General features: G+C 52.7%; 22 protein-coding genes. All 22 read right to left on the reverse strand.

Features of this window, described 5'->3' with window-relative positions; translation table 11 throughout:
* Positions 1 to 174: 174 nt before the first annotated feature.
* A complete protein-coding gene (locus M0R70_11415) occupies positions 175 to 579 on the reverse strand; it encodes a hypothetical protein (GenBank protein ID MCK9419975.1) in 405 nt (134 codons plus the stop codon).
* 62 nt (positions 580 to 641) lie between these two features.
* Positions 642 to 971, reverse strand: coding sequence for a response regulator (locus tag M0R70_11420; protein MCK9419976.1), 330 nt, complete (start codon positions 969 to 971; stop codon positions 642 to 644).
* A 30-nt stretch (positions 972 to 1,001) separates the two neighbouring features.
* Positions 1,002 to 2,015: a response regulator gene (locus tag M0R70_11425; GenBank protein ID MCK9419977.1), complete on the reverse strand. Its 1,014-nt coding sequence runs from the start codon at positions 2,013 to 2,015 to the stop codon at positions 1,002 to 1,004.
* Between the two features lie 37 nt (positions 2,016 to 2,052).
* Positions 2,053 to 2,418, reverse strand: a complete 366-nt coding sequence (locus M0R70_11430; GenBank protein ID MCK9419978.1) for a response regulator — start codon at positions 2,416 to 2,418, stop codon at positions 2,053 to 2,055.
* 166 nt (positions 2,419 to 2,584) lie between these two features.
* Entirely contained in the window at positions 2,585 to 4,069 is a 1,485-nt protein-coding gene (locus M0R70_11435; GenBank protein ID MCK9419979.1) for an RNB domain-containing ribonuclease, read from the reverse strand.
* Positions 4,070 to 4,275: 206 nt separating this feature from the next.
* On the reverse strand, positions 4,276 to 5,265 hold the full coding sequence (locus M0R70_11440; protein MCK9419980.1) for a phospholipase A: 990 nt from the start codon (positions 5,263 to 5,265) through the stop codon (positions 4,276 to 4,278).
* 333 nt (positions 5,266 to 5,598) lie between these two features.
* Positions 5,599 to 6,420 (reverse strand): response regulator, encoded by an 822-nt coding sequence (locus M0R70_11445; GenBank protein ID MCK9419981.1) that lies wholly within the window; start codon positions 6,418 to 6,420, stop codon positions 5,599 to 5,601.
* Positions 6,413 to 8,044 carry an ATP-binding protein gene (locus M0R70_11450; protein ID MCK9419982.1) on the reverse strand — a complete coding sequence of 544 codons (1,632 nt, stop codon included), beginning with the start codon at positions 8,042 to 8,044 and terminating at the stop codon, positions 6,413 to 6,415. The genes M0R70_11445 and M0R70_11450 overlap by 8 nt, the downstream gene beginning before the upstream one ends.
* A 71-nt stretch (positions 8,045 to 8,115) precedes the next feature.
* Positions 8,116 to 8,409, reverse strand: a complete 294-nt coding sequence (locus M0R70_11455; protein ID MCK9419983.1) for a hypothetical protein — start codon at positions 8,407 to 8,409, stop codon at positions 8,116 to 8,118.
* Complete coding sequence (locus M0R70_11460; GenBank protein MCK9419984.1) at positions 8,384 to 8,755, reverse strand: hypothetical protein; 372 nt, start codon at positions 8,753 to 8,755, stop codon at positions 8,384 to 8,386. Before M0R70_11460 ends, M0R70_11455 begins: the two co-directional genes overlap by 26 nt.
* A 182-nt stretch (positions 8,756 to 8,937) precedes the next feature.
* Positions 8,938 to 9,600 (reverse strand): DUF3365 domain-containing protein, encoded by a 663-nt coding sequence (locus tag M0R70_11465; GenBank protein ID MCK9419985.1) that lies wholly within the window; start codon positions 9,598 to 9,600, stop codon positions 8,938 to 8,940.
* 202 nt (positions 9,601 to 9,802) lie between these two features.
* On the reverse strand, positions 9,803 to 10,864 hold the full coding sequence (locus tag M0R70_11470; protein MCK9419986.1) for an AI-2E family transporter: 1,062 nt from the start codon (positions 10,862 to 10,864) through the stop codon (positions 9,803 to 9,805).
* A gap of 100 nt (positions 10,865 to 10,964) precedes the next feature.
* Positions 10,965 to 12,041 (reverse strand): AI-2E family transporter, encoded by a 1,077-nt coding sequence (locus M0R70_11475; GenBank protein MCK9419987.1) that lies wholly within the window; start codon positions 12,039 to 12,041, stop codon positions 10,965 to 10,967.
* A 398-nt stretch (positions 12,042 to 12,439) separates the two neighbouring features.
* On the reverse strand, positions 12,440 to 13,219 hold the full coding sequence (locus tag M0R70_11480; protein MCK9419988.1) for a TMEM175 family protein: 780 nt from the start codon (positions 13,217 to 13,219) through the stop codon (positions 12,440 to 12,442).
* Positions 13,200 to 13,385, reverse strand: coding sequence for a hypothetical protein (locus M0R70_11485; GenBank protein MCK9419989.1), 186 nt, complete (start codon positions 13,383 to 13,385; stop codon positions 13,200 to 13,202). Before M0R70_11485 ends, M0R70_11480 begins: the two co-directional genes overlap by 20 nt.
* Positions 13,386 to 13,429: 44 nt before the next feature.
* Positions 13,430 to 13,567 carry a hypothetical protein gene (locus M0R70_11490; GenBank protein MCK9419990.1) on the reverse strand — a complete coding sequence of 46 codons (138 nt, stop codon included), beginning with the start codon at positions 13,565 to 13,567 and terminating at the stop codon, positions 13,430 to 13,432.
* Positions 13,568 to 13,688: 121 nt separating this feature from the next.
* Positions 13,689 to 14,009, reverse strand: coding sequence for an antibiotic biosynthesis monooxygenase (locus M0R70_11495; protein MCK9419991.1), 321 nt, complete (start codon positions 14,007 to 14,009; stop codon positions 13,689 to 13,691).
* Between the two features lie 143 nt (positions 14,010 to 14,152).
* Positions 14,153 to 14,302: a lmo0937 family membrane protein gene (locus tag M0R70_11500; GenBank protein MCK9419992.1), complete on the reverse strand. Its 150-nt coding sequence runs from the start codon at positions 14,300 to 14,302 to the stop codon at positions 14,153 to 14,155.
* A gap of 88 nt (positions 14,303 to 14,390) precedes the next feature.
* The gene (locus M0R70_11505; GenBank protein MCK9419993.1) at positions 14,391 to 14,681 is read right to left on the reverse strand and encodes a coiled coil domain-containing protein; all 291 of its coding nucleotides are present in this window, start codon (positions 14,679 to 14,681) and stop codon (positions 14,391 to 14,393) included.
* A 36-nt stretch (positions 14,682 to 14,717) separates the two neighbouring features.
* On the reverse strand, positions 14,718 to 14,939 hold the full coding sequence (locus M0R70_11510; protein MCK9419994.1) for a DUF3185 domain-containing protein: 222 nt from the start codon (positions 14,937 to 14,939) through the stop codon (positions 14,718 to 14,720).
* Positions 14,940 to 15,160: 221 nt separating this feature from the next.
* The gene (locus M0R70_11515) at positions 15,161 to 15,313 is read right to left on the reverse strand and encodes a DUF3309 domain-containing protein (GenBank protein MCK9419995.1); all 153 of its coding nucleotides are present in this window, start codon (positions 15,311 to 15,313) and stop codon (positions 15,161 to 15,163) included.
* A 379-nt stretch (positions 15,314 to 15,692) separates the two neighbouring features.
* Positions 15,693 to 16,307, reverse strand: a complete 615-nt coding sequence (locus M0R70_11520) for a porin family protein (protein MCK9419996.1) — start codon at positions 16,305 to 16,307, stop codon at positions 15,693 to 15,695.
* Between the last annotated feature and the right edge of the window lie 43 nt (positions 16,308 to 16,350).

Below are 16,350 nucleotides of genomic sequence, written 5' to 3' on the forward strand. Positions count from 1 at the left end.
AATGTATTTGACCTTAGTAAGTTCGGGAGTATTTCTTCACATCCTCTCTGCGTCCTCCTTAGACTCCTCAGTGCTTCATCTTGGTTCTAACAACAGAGTTCACAGGGTTCTTAAAATATTTAAAAGATTTTATCTCAGTGTGCTCTGTGGTTAAGTTCTGCCTGCGCCGACCCGCTATTTCTGAAAATACTTCCGGACTTTCGCCGCGACCTGCGGGACGGTCATCTTGTCAGCGGTCTCAACACCTGCTATCCGTCCGCTGAGCTTGTCTCTCTCGATCCGCTTCATCAGTTCACCCTTTGCCTCGCCGGGACCGAAGATCAGAATTGCTTCCGCATCACGAAGATGCGAAATCACCTCGTCGTAGTATTTATCGAGATGTCCCGTAAGGTCTCGCTCCTGCGAATCGTCCGCCGGAACCAGCTGAGCCGGATAGGAAGTCGTTGAGCGTACTCCCTCAAATCGGCCGGGTTGTTTTTCCACATGTGATAGTATCTCTTTAATTTCCTCTTTGTTGTCCGTAACAGACACGATAACAGCCTTCCTGCGGTCGATCCACAAACCCTTTGTCGTTTTCATTGACTTCTCCTTGCGTCATTGGATGTAATGTCAAAATATAACCACAGAGTCCACAGAGAACTTTATGCCGCGGACTTGCAACGATTCTCGTCCCGATACGATCCATCGGCATGTCCATCGCTCTTGCGATCTTGCCGGCATAACACCCTGATTATCGGTATATCCTTTGTCTCCGGGGCCGCCTTTAAGATCCTGCGGGCCTTGTGGTTGTCCCTGACCGGCATCATGCTGTCAATGATTATCATGTCAGGTCTGCTGTTCCTGGACTTCTGCACAGCCTCTTCCCCGTTTGAGGCAAGTTCAATAGCATAGCCCAACGGACCGAGCCACTGGGTGAGCAGCCTGCAATCGGCGCCCTCATCGTCTACGATCAATATTTTATCATTCGGCACTGTGGACCCCCTTTCACTTCTCCTGACCACCTATTCCAGGTTTTTTTCATTTTTAAATCTCTCTAATTCCTCATACGCCTTTTTCCCGCAATCAGGGCAGAGGCCATGACTGAACACAGCCTCGGAATGCTCGGTTATATACGATTCAATCTGCTTCCAGTACCCTTTGTCGTCCCTTATTTTTTTGCATGAAGCGCATATCGGCAGCATCCCGCTTAACTGCTGTACCTTGTCAAGGGCATCTTTAAGCTCGCTGATAAGTTTTTCCCGCTCTTGCTCGGTTTTCTTGCGCTCGGTGATGTCCTCAATGACAAGGAGGATGATCCGCTCCTTCCCCTGCCCTCGTTCAATCTGCCGCGCATTCAAAAGCATTACGCGCCTGCCGATGGTGGCAAAATCGTGTTCAACCTCATAGTTGTCAAAGGTTGCTTTTTGGGGAAGGATGGTTTCCAGCAAATCCCGCAGCTTGGGGATATCCCACTGTTTATTGCCCAGATCATAAATAAGCTGCCCCACGGTCTCTTCCGGCTTTACCTTGAAGAATTCGTAAAAAGAACGGCTGACCGTGACCACCCTGAGATCTTGATCCAGAGAGATCAGGGGTTCACGCACGGTGTTGATGACGCTCTCGGCGAAGTCGCGGGATTCATGTACTTCGTCATGCAGAAACTTTATTCTGAGAAGCGACTTTACCCTGGCTAAAAGCTCATAGTGATCAAAAGGCTTGGAGATAAAATCATCGCATCCTGATTCAAGGGCTTTTACCCTGGCTTCTTTCTCATTATGCGCCGTGATCATAACTACCGGGATACGCTGTATCTTTTTATCGGCCCGCAATTTCAACAGTACTTCGAAGCCGGACATCCCGGGCATCTTTACGTCCAGCAGGACCAGATCGATTTGATTATTGGAAAGTTTTTCCAGCGCTTCTTCACCGCTTTCCGCCTGGATAATTTCATACCCCTGCCTGACAAGAAGTCCTTCGAGAAGTTTAATGTTCTGGAGCTGGTCATCGACAACTAATATTATTGGCCTGGCTTTCATTCTCTATCTCTCTTGACTTTTCACCCTGTGAGAAAACTCACTTCAAAAATCGACTGACTTCCTTCGCAAAGGTGCGCGTATTGATCGGCTTGCCTATGAATCCGCTGTTCATTATGTGTTCTAACTCCTTCAGGCCCTCTGCCATGACCGAAGCAGTCACAAAAACAATGGGAATATCTCGTGTCTCCTTGTCTTGACGCAATATCATGGCGGCTTCGGTACCGCGCATATCGGGAAGCCGCACATCCATAATGATAATGTCCGGCTTTTCTCTCCTGGCAATGGCCATTCCATCGGCGGCATTTTGAGCTTCAAATATTTTGAAACCGGCGTCCTCCAAAAGGTCTGTTTCCAGCATCAGACTGTTTACATTATCATCGACAACTAATGCTTTCTTCTTCATGGCACACCCCTCTTCTCTGTATGATGCGCAACGTAAACCTTATCGAGGCGCCTTTATTCAATCCCTTTGATCCCGCAAAAAGCTCCCCGCCGTGCAGTGCAACCAGCTTTTTGGAGAGCGGCAAACCGGGTCCCGTCCCCTCCGTCACCCGGGAATTTTGTTGCCGTCACCGTCCCGGGGTACCGACCTTTTTAAGATCGATATATCCCCGTTGAACGTCCACCGATGCCAGCTGCACGCGGATGCGGCTGCCGACATCAACACCCTCGAACCCCTGGACCAGCCGTCCTTCGACCGGGACCGTCAGAAGCCGCGCCCACGTACCTTTTTCCGCCGCGCCGGTGACGATGGCATCGAACTCCTCACCGATCCTGTGTTCCAGCAGCATTGCCGCGGCGGATTTTCTGACCTGCCGCTCCACCTTGTTCACGGCATCTTCTTCTTCCGTGCAATGCCTGGCCAGGACGTCCAGTTCGTCATTGCTGTACGGCGAGGGTGTTCCTTCTATGGCGGCCTTCAATAATCGCTGCGTGATGAGGTCGGTATACCGGCGATTCGGGGCCGTGGAATGGGTATAATCCCTGACCGCGAGACCGAAGTGACCCGGGGCGCTGACGCCCGGACGTTCCGCAACATATTCACCGGACCCCAGAAGTTTGATGACCGCGAGGGAGAGGTCGGGGAACCGAAGGGGATCGGCCGCTTTCTCCTTTGTCAGAAACTCCTCCAGCGCCTTTGGATCCGGAGCAGGGGGAAGCGTGAATCCCTGTTCTCCGGCAAGCTCAACGATCCGCTCCCATCGTTTTGGAGTGCGCACCACGCGGCGGATGGAAGAGAGTTTTCTTGACGAGAGATACCGGGCGGTCACCCCGTTCGCGGCTATCATGAAATCCTCGATAATATCCTTAGCGCGGTTCTTTTTTTCCGCTTCGAGGCCGCGGATTTCATCGCCTTCAAATATCGGCCTCGCCTCGATTGTTTCAAGGCTGAGAGCTCCGTGAACATGCCGGAGATTTTTCATGCCTTGTGCCGCCCTGTCCTGCATGCGCATATTTTCATCAAGTCCCGGCACGGCGGCAAGGGCCGCGGGAATGGGTCCGCTCCCTTCCAGCCACGCGGCAACGCTGTTATATGCCAGCTTCGCATGGTTGCGGACGTTCGCCCGGTAGATATCGGACTTCTGAAGGGACCCGGCGGCGTCGCTCACCATTTCAACGACAATTGCCCGCCGGTCCTCATTGAAATTGAGCGAGGTGAGGTCGGTCGATAGCTTCTCGGGAAGCATCGGGAAGATCCTGGCAGCGGTATACACCGAGGTGGTATTATGGCGGGCGTGATCGTCAATTGCCGATCCGTTCTTAACAAGCAGGTCCACGTCAGCCACGGCAACAAGGATCTTCACTTTGTCTCCGGGCAGCGCCTCGGCCACCGTGAGCTGGTCCAGGTCCCGGGAGTCGTCGTTGTCAAGGGAAGCCCAGAAGAGGTCCCTCAGGTCACGAACCGGATCATCGTTCATTGTTGCAGGCATCTTGATGTGATCAAGCTCAGCGAGCGCTTCCGCGGAAAAGTCAGGGAGCAGGCCTCTCTCAAGCATCGCCCTCCGGGCGATCCCCTGTAAAAGTGGCCGGTGCTGTTTGTCATTGGTATTCATGGAATTCACCCCGTCTCTAAATTTGTTACTAAAGAATAAAATTCTACGCAAACTGGATAGAAATAAATCAAACTTTTTTGACAGGATAACCGGATTGACAGGATTTTCAGGATGGAATGTTTGATCAGATTTTATCCTGTTATCCTGTCGAAGTTTTTATTCCGGCTTGTCCGGGTTAGGATATTTCCCCCTCTTTCCGCATATCTTTAATAAGAAAAAGCGAGCCCGACAAAACCTCTGCGTCCGAACTGATCGAATCGCATCAGGGTCTCCCCGTAGCCATACCAGTACTGCAGGTAAAGGGCGAAATTCATATCCGGAAGCTGCTGACGGAATTCGAATTCATAAGAATTTTTTCGGTTATCGCGGAATATCGGCGTTTTTATATCCAGCTGGTGGTCCTTTATGCTTCCTCCCCAGAGAAAGTTTCTCACGCTTATCCCGATCTCCCCCTGCCCCCTGTAGTCGAGGAATGTATCGTTGCTGCCGATGGATCGAAGATAGGCATCCTGTTCGTTATAACCCGATGCCTGCCAGAGCTTGACATACAATAACGCCTTGTCCGACAGGAAGGAATTCGTTACATTCAGTTTTTCCTTCGACTCGAGTCCGAACTTTATCAGAACATATTGCCTGTTCCAGCTTCGTGACTGGATGCCGGTGAGACCGTTGGATTCGTGATCGAGGGGACTGAGAATGACGTTGCGCAGTTTAAACCTGCCGATGATCGCGGCATTGACCGGATAATCCAAAAAAATCTCCGGATTATAATTGCTTTCCTCGAACGGCATTGACTCCTGCCCTTCGTTCCAAAGCGACTTCTGCGTATACGCAACGTAGGCCGGGAAAAGGTTATATTTAAGGACATACAGGTTCGGTTCCAGCAACCGGAACTTCATGCTTATCTGAAACTTGACCTGCGCGTCGCTGTTTCCGGGCCAATGATTGAGTGAAAAATAATTTACCTTGTGTGCGGAAACAGGCCTGTCTGTTTTTTTCCCAAAATAGGTGCTTTGCGACGATGCCTGCTGCTCAGTGGGCAGCGCATTTTCAGGATTATTCACGTCTTGTGGTTGACCCGTTGTAGCAGCCGGTTGGACCGCCTGGGCGGAGTCATCCTGTACGAGAGGTTCACCTGCGTAGCCGGTGACGGCAAATAACAGCACGGCGCTAAAAGTGATCGTGAATCTTTTCACAATGTCTCCGATGGGCGCATATGCTATTTCTTTTCAAATCGTATCTACTCGGGTCAAATCAGGTCAAAATCTGTCAGCCGCGAAAGAACGCAGGGATCTCAGAGAGAATTATAACTGAAATACATGGTTTCAGGTTTTTTCTTTGAGTTCTTGGAGCCTGCCCTCGAAATGTGTTATCGGGGGTCTTTTGCGGCCAATCTGAGTAGTTACTTCAAATCTTGATAATTGCAAAGTGCAAGATGCAAAAGTCAAAATGCGGCAATAAGACACTATGGCCCGCGGCCATACCTCAATTTTGAAATTTGCATTTGCTGCGGCCAAAGGCCGCGGCCATCAAGAAGGGTCTGCTTCTGATTGCCCAAGCGCGGCCCTTATGAGTCTGACCAATTCTTCCGCCTCAAAAGGCTTCTGGAGGTGCGCGTACACCTCATCGCTGAGAGACTTTATAAAAGACTCCACACCGGTATGCGATGTAAGCATGATTATCGGTATGTTCCTGTACTTTTTGTTATCTTTGATCTTCCGGGACACCTGCAGGCCGTCCATCCCCGGCAACATAAGGTCCATCAGCACGAGGTCTATCGTCCGGGCCTTGATCTTCTGCAGGGCGTCTTCCCCGCTTGCGGCGATTACCACCTCGTAGCCTCTTGGAACGAGTATGTTTTCAAGCAGCTTGAGGTTCGCGGGTTCATCGTCGACACAAAGAATGATCGGCTTCTTCAGCGTCACGTCTTCACTCGGCATCTTCAGCGTCATTTTTTCACTTGGCTTCTTCAGCGTCATGTTTTCGCCCGGAAGAAAGTTTTTTACGATCTCAACGAATTTTCGCGTATCGATGGGTTTTGTCACATATTCGTCAAACCCGGCTTCCACTGCCTTTTCCCTGTCGCCTTTCATGGCAAACGAAGTGACGGCGATCACCTTCAGCTTGCTCAGTTCCGGTGTTTTCCGCAATTCCTGTATCACCGCAAAACCGCCCATAACAGGCATCTGCAGATCAAGCAGTATAAGATCAGGCATGTGCTCTCTGGCCATCGCCAGCCCGGCTGCCCCGTCAGCCGCCTCCAGCAACTCATAGCCGTGATACGTCAGTATTTGTCTCATGAGGATACGGTTCTGTTCATTATCTTCTATAACAAGGATTTTCTTAGTCATCCTTTTTCCTCCTCTGCCTAACAGGAATAACAAAGGCAAACAGGCTCCCTTTGCCGAACTCGCTCTCCACCCATATCTTTCCACCGTGCAATTCAACAAGTTTTTTGGTGAGCGCAAGCCCGAGCCCGGTACCCTCATACTTTTTATCATAGACCGACGCCAATTGAGAAAACTCCGTGAAAAGCTTCGGGAGGTCCTCCTGCTTGATCCCTATGCCGGTGTCTGTCACGGAAATCTCGATGGAGGACGGAGGACCGCTCGCTTCGCTCGCTGGGACGATGGACGCTTTCCCTCCCTCGTCAGTCGTCCCTCGTCCCTCGTCCCTCGTCAGTCGCGCAGCGACATGCACGGAGCCCCCCTCAGGCGTGAATTTCACTGCATTGCTCAGGAGATTGAACAGTATCTGCTTGAGTTTCCTTTCATCCGCCTCGATCACGATCGCCTTATCGGGTTCGATCTGAATATCCAGCGTTATCCCATGCCTCGCCGCCTTCTCCCGCTGCATGACCAGGGATGCGTCAAGCAGCTCCCGTAACGGCACGCTCTCCACGTCGAGTTCCATCTTGCCTGATTCCACCTTGGAGAGATCGAGGATATCGTTGATAAGGCTGAGCAGGTGCCTTCCCGCCTTGAGGATGTACATCACGTTCTCACGCTGCGACGCATTCAGAGAGCCGAGCAGTTGGTCTTCCAGGACCTCCGAAAAACCGATTATCGAATTAAGCGGGGTCCGGAGCTCATGGCTCATGTTGGCAAGGAAATCGGACTTGGCCATGGTCGCGGCTTCGGCCTCGAATTGCGCCTTCTTCGCGTCCCGTGTTCGTTCCGCCAGTTCCCGTTCCAGCCTCATTTTTTCAGTGACGTCTTCTATTGCAAGGAGGATCAGCTGGGTGCCGATCTCCTCTTGCGTGATCCGGCGGGCATTGAGCAGCATTACTTTGTGCCCGATGCTTGAAAACACATGTTCAACCTCATAGTCATCGAACTTGTTGTCTTTGGGAAGGATCTCTTCAAGCAGCGTCCGGAGCTTGGGAATGTCCCATTGCCGGTTCCCGAGGTCATAGATAAGATTGCCGATCGTTTCCCCCGGTGTTACCTTGAATGAATCATAGAAACTGCGATTTGCTTTGTGGACCCTCAGGTCTGAATCCAGCACCAGCAGGGGTTCACGCACGGTCTCAATGATATCTTCATTGGCCCTTGTTGCGGCCTCGGCGTCGGATTGCGCCTTCTTCGCGTCCCGTGTTCGCTCCGCCAGTTCTTTTTCCAGGCGCATTTTCTCAGTGATGTCCTCTATGGCGAGAAGGATCAGCAGAGGACCGTTTTCCGCCTGGGTGATACGGCGGGCATTGAGCAGCATGATCTTGTGCCCGATGCTTGAAAACACATGTTCAACCTTATAGTCATCGAACTTGTTGTTTTGGGGAAGCATTTCCTCAAGCAGCGTCCGAAGACTGGGAATGTCCCATTGACGGTTTCCGAGGTCATAGATAAGATTGCCCACCGTTTCCTTCGGCGTTACCTTGAAAGATTCATAAAAACTACGGCTGGCCAAAAGGACCCTCAGATCTGCATCCAGGACCACGAGGGGTTCACGCGCTGTTTCGATAATGTCCTCAAACATCGTATCATCTCCAATCTATAACTACTCTGGCCTGCCTCGCGCAGAATACCATACACGAACAGACGCGCATCTCATTTCGGATCATCGGTCCACCATTTTACGATGCCGGCGAAAATCACCGCAAAAACGAGGGCCGGGAACGACACAAAGATCGACGCGGCCGCAGGGGACAGATTTGCGGCAAGGTACTGGTAGATCCCCGCCAGGAAAAAACCCGTCGCGGCCAGGACCAGCACGGAGGCAATCCCGATAAAGGCAAGCGCCCATGCCACGTTCATTACCGCTCTTTTCAGCAGTCTCCCCTCCGCTTCCAGCACATGCAGAAAAGATGTCGCGATATCAAGAAGCGTCGTTAGTATCTTCATTGTCTGTTCTCCTCTCCTGGTACCACAATTTGGCGATTATATAGCCGAGACCGAATGCGGCCATGATACTCACCAGCGGGTGCTGCTCTACTTCAGCCGCAAGGTCCCTGACGACCTTTTCACTCTGGATCCTTGATGAGTCGAACTTGTGAAAGAGGTTCTCCCATACCCCGGGCCCTTCCTCGCCAGGGGCGGAGCCTTCCTGTTGATCCGCTGCGTGCGGCTGTCCGGCATGTTTCCCGGCGTATTTCTTCACACCCGCGGCGATTCCGGCAATGTCTTCGCGCAGGCTCGCGATATCGGCCTTCAGCGCTTCCAGTTCCTTGTCATGTGTTTTTTCCGTCATATTTGTTCCTCCTTATGGGCATTTTCCATAACTCCTCGGCACATCTGAACCCAGAAGCGTGTTACTCCAGAGAAAACCCTTTTATCCGCAGATTACGCAGATTTCACAGATTAAATCGAACCTGAATCCTGTCTTTTAAATCAGCGTCATCTGCGTAATCTGCGGATAATATTTTGATCTGTTCATTCGCGGATCTTTCCCTGTTCATAGGCCCGTAAAAAGGCCTCCACCACCTTCGGATCAAGCTGTGTGCCTGTCAGTTCCTTCAGCTTTGCGATCGCCGCTTCCCGGTATCCCTGCTTCCCGTGGCAAAGAAGGCAGTGGCGCTCCACCCGGAGGGGTATGATACGCTGGTAGAACTGCGTCCCCTGCTCGCTGATGACCGCGGCCACCCCGTCACGGCTCTCCTCGAACGTCTTTTGTTCGAACTCCCGCAATGCCTTCTCTTCGAACGGCGTGGGGGCGTTGACCGGGCTCATCGGCTTCAGGCTGGTGATGTGAAAACGGTAGAGTCCCTGCTGCTCGGCATAGCCCGAAAGGACCCGCGTAATGGACTCGGGGGTATGGAAGAAATAGGCGTCGCCTCTGGCGTCAACCACGGCGGTCCCGGGAAGATCGGGATTTGCTTTCTCCCCCGGGATTCTTTTCACATAGATTCCCCCATGGTCAGCGATCCAGGCCCGGGTGATCATCACCTGCTTGAGCAGTGCCCTGCTCTGCTGGTCCACCTGGTCCATGATCGCCAGCTTCGAATGCCTGAAGATGAAGACAACGAGGAGCAAGACGGTCAGCGTTACCGCGATCCCGACACTCAGAAAAATCTTTTTGCCCAGGCTCCGTTTCATCGCACTGTCCTGTTCACTGCTCCTTTGTCCGGCTTACGTCGTAATGACCATCGCCCGCATGACTGAAAGTACCTTCAGGTCTGAATCCAGCACCACAAGAGGTTCACGAACTGTCTCTCCAATATCTTCAAACATTCGAGCATCTCCTCTTTTGTCCATCCGAAAGCGAACCGCGCCGCGTGAAAGGCGATCGGTCCCGACATTATTTCTTCGACACCGGTGGAATGACTTCAGCGGGCGCCTCAGGCCCGAGCAAGAGCGCGATCCATCGTGTGCTTTCATTGTTCTCGCATGCGAACTTCAGCGTCATGGTAAGCGGTATGCAAAGGACCATGCCGACCGGACCAAGCAGGCTGCCCCAAAAGATCAACGAGAGAAAGACAACCAGCGTGGACAGCCCGAGCTTCCGCCCCATGAGCCTTGTTTCGATCACATTGTCAAGGATGAAGTTAATGGCCATATATCCCGCGGTTGCCATGAGGGCGCTGCCTGGCCCTAATTGGATAAGGGCCAGAAGGACCGCGGGGATCGCGGCGATCGTGGATCCGACATTCGGCACATAGTTGAGCAGAAATGCCAGGAAGCCCCAGAGAATGGGAAAGTCCACGCCGAGGATGGACAGCCAGATTCCTACCAGGATCCCCGTGGCCAGGCTGATGAGCGTCTTGATGGCCATGTAGCGTTCAATATCACCGACGAACCTCGTGAACTGGGGGAATACCTGCCGAGTATCGCCGAGAACAGCGCGGAGCTTGACGGGAAAGCTTGAGGCCTCGAACAGGATGAAGGCCACGGTGAGCAGGATCAAAACAATGTCCGAAAGCGCCGAACCCAACCCCGCGAACAAGCGGGCGGTCAGGCTCATCACCGCCCCTGGATTGACATATCCAAGCAGGACCTTGTCCATGCCCCGAATGCCTTTGGTCGCTAAAAACGACTTGAATGTCGAGACTTGCTCCTGTAACCGGGTCTGATAGACAGGCAACTCGGTGTAAAAACTGTTGATGGACGCGCCGACGATCGCGCCGACGATCAGCAGGATGAAGACCATGCCGGTCACCACGATCAAGACCGCAACGATGGAGGGAATGCGTTTCCGCTCGAGCCAGAGTACCGGCGGCGTCCCGAGCAGGGCGAGAAAAACGGCGACCAGAAACGACACCAGGACCGACTGCGCCTGATTGATGCCCCCGATAATGATCACGAGCGCAGCCGCGATGACGAGGAAGCGAAATCCCCGTTGCGTGTTACTCTGTGCTGTCATGGACAAATACCTCTTTCCCGAGCGCGGCCTTTGGCCGCAACCAACGGCAACGGATAACGGTTACGATGCCCGTATCGGCAACCGTCTTGCGGTAACGTCTTTAAGACGGATCGGTTCCTTTTTTATACACCGGTGGAATGCTTCCCGCGGGCGCCTCGGACGCGAGCAAAACAGCGATCCATCGTGTGCTTTTATTGTTCTCGCATGCGAACTTCAGCGTCATGGTAAACGGTATGCACAGGACCACACCGATCAGTCCAAGCAGGCTTCCCCAAACGACCAGCGAGATAAATACGACCAGCGTGGACAGGCCGAGCTTCCGCCCCATGACCCTCGGTTCGACCACGTTGCCGAGTATGAAATTAACAGCCACAAATCCGGCGGCGGTGAGCGCGGCAGTGCCGGTGCCGAGTTGGACAAGGGCGACAATGACCGCGGGGATCGCGGCGATGATCGAGCCGACATTGGGTATATAATGGAGCAGAAAGGCCAGAAAACCCCAGAGAACGGGAGAATCCACGCCGAGGATGGTGAGCCATATCCCGATCAGAACACCCGCGGTCAGGCTGATCCACGTCTTGATGAACATATAGCGCTTGATATCATCGACGAACCTCGTGACCTGGGGAAACGCCTGCTGAGGATCGCCGAGGACAGCGCGGAGCTTGATGGGAAAACTTGAGGCTTCAAGCAGGATGAACGTCACGGTGAGCAGGATCAGGACGATGTTCGAGAGCGCCGAGCCCGCTCCCCCGATCATCTCGACAAACAGCTTCATTGCCGCGCCGGGATCGACATACTCGAGCAGTGCCTTGTCCGTAACGCGGATGCCTTTCTTTGCCAGCAGCGGCTGGAGTTCCGCGACCCGTTCCTGTATGCGTTGTTGATAGGAAGGCATGGCATTGATAAAGTTGTTGAGGGACGTGCCTACAAATCCACCGACGATCACCAGGATGGCGATCATGCCTGCCACCACGAGCAGCACCGCCACAACCGAGGGAATGCGTTTCCGTTCGAGCCAGAGCACCGGCGGCGTCCCGAGCAGCGCGAGGAAAACAGCGACAAGGAACGACACCAGGACCGACTGCGCCTGATAGATGCCCGCGATGATGATCACAAGCGCAGCCGCGATGACAAGGAAGCGAAATCCCCATTGAGCATTACTCTGTTCAGTCATGGACAAATACCTCTTTTCATAACATGGCCTTTAGCCGCAATCAACGGCAACGTATAACGGTTGCGATGCCCGTATCGGATAAATGATCGTCAATCGTCTCTCGGTAGCGATGCCCGTATCGGTAAACGTCTTGCGGTAACGTCTTTTTGACGAATGACGTCTCCGAACGACGAAACGGGCCTCGTGACCCTTCGACGACAGACGAGCAATATGGAGCCTCGTTACCGTTGCCGAATGATAAACCCCTCCGAACACCGGGTGTAATCGTCAGGGAACTCTTTTCGGCAAGACCCCTGTCATCGCTGTTCACGTTCGTATTGAGAATAAATCAACCTTTCCGACATTCATATATTTCCTCAAATCGACCATTTGTGATTTGAAGATTTGAAAATCCAGGATTACCGCTTTCGCGTGAATGACGGAAAAGATAACACTGCCGATCTCAGCATTGGCCAGCCCTTGACGGCAAAGACCACGGACAGGCACAGACACAAACCCACGCTCAGGCCGACCGACACGAAGGAAAGCGCGAACGCCGCAAGGTACATCAGCGGCGCGTATCGGTATTGCATGGTGATCTGCCGGATTTCCCTGTCGTCCACGTTCTGCGCAAGAAGCCTTCCGTTCTTTGACGCGTGATGCCACAAGCCCTTGAACGCAAATGCGGTCGCGGCGTAGGTGCCGGCAAAGACCGCTCCCGCAGCCGTGGCTTCGGGGTGCAGGAGGTATTCCGCAAGCAGGGACGTCGGAAAGGGCATGATCGTTATGAACAGAAGCAGGAGGCCGTTCCAGTACAGGAAGGTATGATCGGTTCTCTGGATAAAGCTGAAGATACGGTGATGATTTACCCACTTGGCAAAAATCGTAATGAAGCTTGTCACGAAGGCAAGGTAATGAGGCCACAGTTTTATCAACATTGAACCGAGGCTGACGCCTTCGCCAAGTTCGTTGGCCTTCGGCACCGTGATCCCGAGAACCAGCAGCGTTATGGCAATGGCGAATACGCCGTCGCTGAACGCCTCGATTCTCACTGTTTCGTTTCGTTCGAACGTCGCCGGCATGTTCATGATATTCTCAGGTGTTAATTCTTTTGTCTTGACGACGATATCAGCGTTAACAATTCCATCCGGCTGCTTCAATCCGTGCGCTTCGACAAGGCTATTTCCCCTTGACGTCATCCTGGATTTTCTTTCCAACCTTTTCGACCTGCTCTCCGCCTTTTTCCACCGTCTTGTCGATTTTCTTGCCGGCGCGCTCCAGCGGGCCCTCTTGACAACCGGATATCCCCACCAGCAGTACGCTCATGACCAGCGCTGCGATGACACTCTTTCTCATGTTCATCATGTGCATCTCCTTTTGTAAAATTAATTTATCCCCATATCGTTTGATCAGCCATCATGTCTTTTCAACACCGCGGCTTCTATCACCTGCGTTTTTACATAGTCCAGATATTTCTGCATATCCTCGCTGGTCCAGTCTGGAGGCTGCTTGCCTGTTTGTGTTATAAATTGATCCAGCAATTCCATAGATTCTCTCCTCCATCAGACGCCTGACCGGCCCGGTCCCAAAAAGCCGCGCCTGTTTCGTGATCAACAGCATTCCCGGGATCGTGCCGCCCGACAATCCGTTCAACCCGTTTTTCTGCTCTCACGCCCGCGCCGCTTGTATTGCCTCCAACCCTGCTGTGGACGCGATGGTGTTGAACCTGATGTCCGGCTCCACGCGGAGCAGTCTCATTGCCCCGTTCAAAACATTGAAATGGTCGGACCGCAGATGGTTTTCCAGATCATCTCTGGTCTGCCACTGTTCCTCGAAGTACAAGATGCTTTCATCCTCCATATCCACGTAGCAATTGCAGCTTACGCAGCCGCGCTCGCGACGGATCGGCCCAAGAATCGCTCTGACCGTTTGAAGGACTTCCTTCCGTTTTTCAACAGGCACTTTCATTTTTATGGTGGTTTCTATCATGGACGATCTCCTTGAGATGTGAAGCGATCGATGGCGCAGAGGACCTTTCCAGGATCACGCAGCGGCCCGTGCAAACAGCAATAATGGCGGCTGCGGGGAATTTTCCATAAATGATCTTCGCCCATGTCTCATGCCCCCATCGACTATATGACTTTTCGCCCCTGAATGACTCGTATCAACACCACTACAATGGCGATCACGATCAAAATATGGATGAACCCGCCCATCGTGTAACTGCTCACCATCCCCAGCAACCACAGAATTATCAGTATCACCGCGATTGTCCACAACATTTGGTCCTCCTTCCGGACGCCCTTCAATCCGTTTATGTTAGTAACGCGTTTGGTGACCAGGTACTTTCGACCGTTTTCCCGCTTCCGCTCATTTAAACCTCGAGCTCGCGTCGTGGTAGGCGGTCTTCACATCATCCCAGGCTTTTTCCGCGCCTGCCTTGAGGTCTTCCCATGCCTCATCGCCGGCGGCCTTCAATTCCCGCAGCTTCACCTTGGCCTCATTCTGCTTGTCTTGCAGGGCGTCGATGGCCTTATAGTATTCGATCTTCGCCTCGGCCTTGGCCTTGTCCGCCTTTGCCTTGAGCAGCTCGATCTGCGCGCTCCATTCCTTTACCTGCGCATCGAGCTTTTCTTCGTACCCTTTCCGTCTGTCCTTCATGGCAGCCACCTCCTGAATTGTGCTGTTTTGACTTTCTCAGTTATTTTTTCTTCCCGTTGCCAGCAGCACGATGCCGCCTACGAGCGCAATTGCGCCCACGATCGGAGGCAGCGGAAGCGTTCTCGTCCTCTCAGCCGTCATGTGCACCGGACCGAGATCGACGACCTTCTCTCTGGTCGTGAAGTCAATGCCCTGATACGCAAAGGCCACGATCCCGACAACAATGAGGATGATGCCTAACAGCGTGTTTGTTTTCATTTGGCGCCCCTTCCCTGCTCAGACCGTAATGTCAACATCTAACCACAGAATCCACAGAGGACTTCTTGAGTATCCGGGATACGGGATATAAACGTCCTTGAAATTGCCTCCCCCTCTGTGCCCTCTATTAACAGCGCTTTTAACGCTTTCTTCGTTCCTCCAAAACCAGTGAGAGCACAGAGCGTGTTGAATAAGCAGTCTTCTCATACTTTAAAATCTTTTCAGATCCGCCCAAGGAGCAACAGGATGATCAGGATCATAAGGACAAATCCGAGACCGCCGCTGGGATAGTATCCCCAGCTCCTGCTGTGAGGCCAGGTGGGTAGTGCGCCCACCACTATGAGGACTAATAAGATGATCAGTATCAGACCCATGTCTTTTCTCCTTTCCGATTGCTCAGGCCGGTTGCCCACGCGCTCATCGTAATTCTTCCGAATGGAATGAACTCCAGGTTACGGATGCGGAGGCATAGGCAGGTGTCCATGCCTCGGTCCGCCTGGTCCTCGTGGTCCTCCTGGTCCAACCGGAACAAAGCATGATGAAAGAGCAAGTAACGACACCACTACAAGTATTGCCACTAATATCCCTGTTTTTTTCATGATGTATCTCCTTTTGTTAACGAGCGCTGTCGCGGAGAGTTGCCACACTCTCCGCTGCACAGCATTCAGTTTTTTAACATCTCAGCAACAGCCTGAAGAACGGCTCTTATCATTATTGCTCCCCGGTCTTCTGTCTTGTGTTTTATGGAAGACCTCAGAGCCGAAAGCCCAGAACGGCTGTCGCCGTAAACCCGTCCAGCTTGACGTCCTGGCCGCCATATGACGGCTTGGCCCAAAGATATCTCCCCTCCACTCCCAGGAAGGCCGTATCCGTAATATTAAAGTTAATTCCAACCCCTGCATGAAGCCCGTAGGTGATTTTCGACGAACCGCTGAAACTGCCGAGATTGCCGTTTACTTCCAATTTTGTGAAGTAAGCGCCGATCCCGAACTCACCGTACGGCTCAAAAATCGTCCCGATCGGCACAAGAACCTTCCCGGTCGCAAGCACTGGAACGACCTTCAGCTTCGTTTTGCCGGGCTGTGCCTCAGGGGAACCCTCGCTCTCGAAGTACCCGATCCCCAGTTCCATTGCGAACATTGGGAAAAAGTAATGACCGGCCGCAAGCTCCCCGTTGAATCCGGTCTTGCTGTCCAGGCTTGTTTCGTTCCCATTGTTGAAATTCCTGAGGTGATATGACTCGCTGGGCGAGTAAACCCCGGCCTTAAGCGCGACGTAGTCCGCGGATTTATCCTGCGCGGATACCGGGGACGTAATACAGATCAAAGCAACTGTCAAAACAAGGTACAGAGCATATTTTGCTTTCATGTTTATTCTCCTTTGCGCTCAGGCCCGTCGCCCACGCGCGCAT

It is taken from the genome of Nitrospirota bacterium (genome assembly GCA_023229435.1).
GTDB lineage: Bacteria > Nitrospirota > UBA9217 > UBA9217 > UBA9217 > JALNZF01.

Bases quoted from the DNA above. Each gene is read 5' to 3' on its own strand.
- M0R70_11475 (MCK9419987.1), bottom strand. From the start codon at position 12,041: ATGACTGAACAGAGTAATGCTCAATGGGGATTTCGCTTCCTTGTCATC.
- M0R70_11500 (MCK9419992.1), bottom strand. From the start codon at position 14,302: ATGTTGTGGACAATCGCGGTGATACTGATAATTCTGTGGTTGCTGGGG.
- M0R70_11445 (MCK9419981.1), bottom strand. From the start codon at position 6,420: ATGACTAAGAAAATCCTTGTTATAGAAGATAATGAACAGAACCGTATC.
- M0R70_11460 (MCK9419984.1), bottom strand. From the start codon at position 8,755: ATGACGGAAAAAACACATGACAAGGAACTGGAAGCGCTGAAGGCCGAT.
- M0R70_11470 (MCK9419986.1), bottom strand. From the start codon at position 10,864: ATGACAGCACAGAGTAACACGCAACGGGGATTTCGCTTCCTCGTCATC.
- M0R70_11510 (MCK9419994.1), bottom strand. From the start codon at position 14,939: ATGAAAACAAACACGCTGTTAGGCATCATCCTCATTGTTGTCGGGATC.
- M0R70_11505 (MCK9419993.1), bottom strand. From the start codon at position 14,681: ATGAAGGACAGACGGAAAGGGTACGAAGAAAAGCTCGATGCGCAGGTA.
- M0R70_11485 (MCK9419989.1), bottom strand. From the start codon at position 13,385: ATGATGAACATGAGAAAGAGTGTCATCGCAGCGCTGGTCATGAGCGTA.
- M0R70_11495 (MCK9419991.1), bottom strand. From the start codon at position 14,009: ATGATAGAAACCACCATAAAAATGAAAGTGCCTGTTGAAAAACGGAAG.
- M0R70_11520 (MCK9419996.1), bottom strand. From the start codon at position 16,307: ATGAAAGCAAAATATGCTCTGTACCTTGTTTTGACAGTTGCTTTGATC.
- M0R70_11425 (MCK9419977.1), bottom strand. From the start codon at position 2,015: ATGAAAGCCAGGCCAATAATATTAGTTGTCGATGACCAGCTCCAGAAC.
- M0R70_11515 (MCK9419995.1), bottom strand. From the start codon at position 15,313: ATGGGTCTGATACTGATCATCTTATTAGTCCTCATAGTGGTGGGCGCA.
- M0R70_11435 (MCK9419979.1), bottom strand. From the start codon at position 4,069: ATGAATACCAATGACAAACAGCACCGGCCACTTTTACAGGGGATCGCC.
- M0R70_11430 (MCK9419978.1), bottom strand. From the start codon at position 2,418: ATGAAGAAGAAAGCATTAGTTGTCGATGATAATGTAAACAGTCTGATG.
- M0R70_11455 (MCK9419983.1), bottom strand. From the start codon at position 8,409: ATGAAGATACTAACGACGCTTCTTGATATCGCGACATCTTTTCTGCAT.
- M0R70_11465 (MCK9419985.1), bottom strand. From the start codon at position 9,600: ATGAAACGGAGCCTGGGCAAAAAGATTTTTCTGAGTGTCGGGATCGCG.
- M0R70_11415 (MCK9419975.1), bottom strand. From the start codon at position 579: ATGAAAACGACAAAGGGTTTGTGGATCGACCGCAGGAAGGCTGTTATC.
- M0R70_11490 (MCK9419990.1), bottom strand. From the start codon at position 13,567: ATGGAATTGCTGGATCAATTTATAACACAAACAGGCAAGCAGCCTCCA.
- M0R70_11480 (MCK9419988.1), bottom strand. From the start codon at position 13,219: ATGACGTCAAGGGGAAATAGCCTTGTCGAAGCGCACGGATTGAAGCAG.
- M0R70_11450 (MCK9419982.1), bottom strand. From the start codon at position 8,044: ATGTTTGAGGACATTATCGAAACAGCGCGTGAACCCCTCGTGGTCCTG.